Below are 2,936 nucleotides of genomic sequence, written 5' to 3'. Positions count from 1 at the left end.
TGGCGGATGAACCCACCGGCAATCTTGACACCCGTTCGGGAGAAGAAGTGATGGCTATTTTTCAGGAGCTCAATCAGCAGGGAGTGACCATTGTCCTGGTCACCCACGAACCTGAAATCGCCCAGCATACCCAAAGAATTCTTAAATTTCGGGATGGCCTGCTCATGGAAGATGAAGCGGTGGAAGAACCGGTTCAGGCCAGGGATATTCTGGCCGGGCTCCCTGCGATGGAGGAGGGGCCGGTATGAATTTTAAAGAATGCGTCCAGGTAGCTTTCGAAGGGATCAGAGCCAATAAAATGCGCTCTGCCTTGACAATGCTTGGTATTATTATCGGGGTAGCGGCAGTAATTACCGTCGTGGCTATCGGGCAGGTGGGGCAAGCTGCTATTATGTCTTCTCTGGAAAATATCGGTACCAATTTATTTTCTGTTTATCCCCGCAGCGACGAGCAATCTCCTCTTACCCAAGCCGATATGATAACGGTTCAGGATTTAGAAGTAATCCGGAATGTGGCCCCGGATATTAAATATATCTCCCCGGCTGATTCCTGGTCTTTTTCTGCCCAGTATGAAAGAAAAAGCAAACGGGTGTATACCTATGGGGTTTGGCCTGAATACAAACATGTTAGAAATATTAAGCTGGAAAAAGGCCGGTTTCTATCTGAAGAGGATGAAAAAGGAGGGAGAAGAGTAGTCGTTATTGACAGTAAGCTGGCTGAAGACCTTTTCGGCAGGGGAGAAGCCCTAAAAAAGCAAATCAATATCTTTGGCATCTCCTATACGGTCATCGGGATAACCCAGCGGGATGAAAGCTTCTTGATGGGAGGGCCGAATCAGCCTTCTTCCGTTTATATTCCCTATTCCGCTTTGCAAAACATGGTTAATATCGATTATGTTCCTTATATAGAAGCCAGTGCCGTGAGTAAAGATAAAACCGAAAGTGCTATGAACCAGGCGAAAAAGATCCTGAACAGCCGTCACCATACGGAGAATAGCTATCAAGCTTACAGTCTGCAGCAAAATGTGGAACAGATTGATACCATCATGACCATTTTGCAGCTGGTGATTGGTTCCATCGCTGCCATCTCCCTTTTGGTAGGAGGAATCGGGGTCATGAATATCATGCTGGTCTCAGTGACTGAGCGGACAAGAGAAATCGGCATCCGCAAGGCTTTAGGGGCCAGATATAAGGATATTATGATCCAATTTCTTATTGAAGCAGTCGTCATTTGTTCTATAGGCGGGGCGATCGGTGCTTTGCTCGGTATCGGCGGCGGTGTCCTTGCCGCAGGGCTGGCGAAGATTCCACCGGCCATATCCCCCATGACCATTGTAATTGCTTTTGTCTTTTCCACAACGATTGGGCTCTTCTTCGGCCTTTACCCGGCTCGCAAGGCAGCCAAGATGAGTCCTGTGGAAGCTTTGCGCTATGAGTGAATAAACGCGGTTATTTGCCATGATCTGGAGTTCGATCCGATCATGGTTTTTTCTTTGCTTAATTAGATTTTCCGTGCAACATGAGAAGAAAATAATTGAGAAATTCAAATATAAATCCCTTGACATCTAGTGTAAATGATGTATTATTGTATTAAGGAATTAGTACAACGATACAGTAATACATTGATACAAGAGGTGAGAACATGTCATGGGAATTGAAAAATGACAGGCCAATCTACACCCAGCTGATTGAGCAGATTCAGATGATGATCTTTTCCGGAGTATACCCCTTAGGGTCGAAGCTTCCTTCGGTACGGGATATGGCTCAGGAGGCGGCGGTGAATCCCAACACTATGCAAAGGGCTTTAGCCAAACTAGAAGAGGATGGTTTGATTTTTACCCACCGCACCAGCGGTCGGTCGGTAACGGAGGATGCGCGTATGGTAGAGATGGCAAAAACTAAAGTGGCTAGAGAACAGATCTTAGAGTTTCTTGAGAAAATGAAGTTAATGGGATTTGAGCAAAAAGAGATTTTAAACATTATTAATAACTTGGCAGAGGAGATGAAAAAATGAACCCGATCTTAGAATGCAAGGGCTTGACCAAAAAATTCGGTAACAGGGTCGCCCTTAATAATGTCAATCTAACTCTTGGTCGGGGGCAGATCATCGGTCTCCTCGGGCCTAACGGCAGCGGTAAAAGCACCTTGATCAAACTGGCTAATGAACTATTAACTCCCACCAGTGGAGAACTCCTCGTTAGCGGAAAGAAACCGGGGATCGAGACTAAAAAGATCGTTTCCTATCTACCGGAAAAAACCTATCTTAATGATTGGATGCGAGTCCATGAAATCATTGAGCTTTTTAAGGATTTTTATGAGGATTTTAAGCCTGAGAAGGCCTATGATATGCTGCGAAGCCTCAATATTAATGCCAATGATAGACTTAAGACCATGTCCAAGGGTACCAAGGAGAAAGTTCAGCTTATCCTGGTCATGAGTCGGGAAGCAGAGCTTTACCTCTTGGATGAGCCCATTGGGGGAGTGGACCCCGCGGCACGTGATTATATCCTTAAAACCATTCTCAGTAACTACAATGAGCATGGTACCGTGGTAATTTCCACCCACCTAATTTCCGAAATTGAAAATATCTTGGATTACGTTGTCTTTATTAACCAAGGGCAAGTAGCCCTGACTGCTTCAGTGGATGAAATCCGCAGCGAAAAGGGAAAATCGGTAGATGCCCTATTCCGGGAGGTGTTCAGATGTTAGTGAAATTGATGAAATATGAAATCAAGGCCACCAGTCGTGTTTTTTTACCTTTATTTCTCGCCTTATTGGTTTTTGCCGTGATTAACCGTTTTACCATGGCGTTAAGCGCCACTCAACAATTTGAAACACCGGCTGTGATCAGTATGGGCATCTATGTTGTTATTATGGTAGGCACATTTGTCATGACCTTGTTGATGACTATTCAGCGTTTCTATAAAAACCTTCTTT

The 2,936-nt window shown here is 44.9% G+C and carries 3 protein-coding genes and 2 pseudogenes; all 5 read left to right on the top strand.

The features are described 5' to 3' along the window. Positions 1 to 248: pseudogene (locus tag AC1U9U_RS15785) on the top strand (macrolide ABC transporter ATP-binding protein); the annotation flags it as partial. After that, a complete protein-coding gene (locus tag AC1U9U_RS15780; RefSeq protein WP_479961503.1) occupies positions 245 to 1,438 on the top strand; it encodes an ABC transporter permease in 1,194 nt (397 codons plus the stop codon). The pseudogene AC1U9U_RS15785 and the gene AC1U9U_RS15780, both read left to right, overlap by 4 nt. Before the next feature lie 203 nt (positions 1,439 to 1,641). After that, complete coding sequence (locus AC1U9U_RS15775; protein WP_479961502.1) at positions 1,642 to 2,013, top strand: GntR family transcriptional regulator; 372 nt, start codon at positions 1,642 to 1,644, stop codon at positions 2,011 to 2,013. Beyond that, the gene (locus tag AC1U9U_RS15770) at positions 2,010 to 2,708 is read left to right on the top strand and encodes an ABC transporter ATP-binding protein (protein WP_479961501.1); all 699 of its coding nucleotides are present in this window, start codon (positions 2,010 to 2,012) and stop codon (positions 2,706 to 2,708) included. The genes AC1U9U_RS15775 and AC1U9U_RS15770 overlap by 4 nt, the downstream gene beginning before the upstream one ends. Then, positions 2,702 to 2,936: pseudogene (locus AC1U9U_RS15765) on the top strand (hypothetical protein); the annotation flags it as partial. The gene AC1U9U_RS15770 and the pseudogene AC1U9U_RS15765, both read left to right, overlap by 7 nt.

The organism is Desulfitobacterium sp. (genome assembly GCF_982384815.1).
The sequence above is the reverse complement of the archived record's forward strand: the minus strand, read 5'-3'. Positions and strand labels throughout refer to the sequence as shown.

What these genes read in the sequence shown, in the direction of transcription:
- AC1U9U_RS15770 (WP_479961501.1), top strand. Translation starts at nt 2,010, where the DNA reads ATGAACCCGATCTTAGAATGCAAGGGCTTGACCAAAAAATTCGGTAAC.
- AC1U9U_RS15780 (WP_479961503.1), top strand. Translation starts at nt 245, where the DNA reads ATGAATTTTAAAGAATGCGTCCAGGTAGCTTTCGAAGGGATCAGAGCC.
- AC1U9U_RS15775 (WP_479961502.1), top strand. Translation starts at nt 1,642, where the DNA reads ATGTCATGGGAATTGAAAAATGACAGGCCAATCTACACCCAGCTGATT.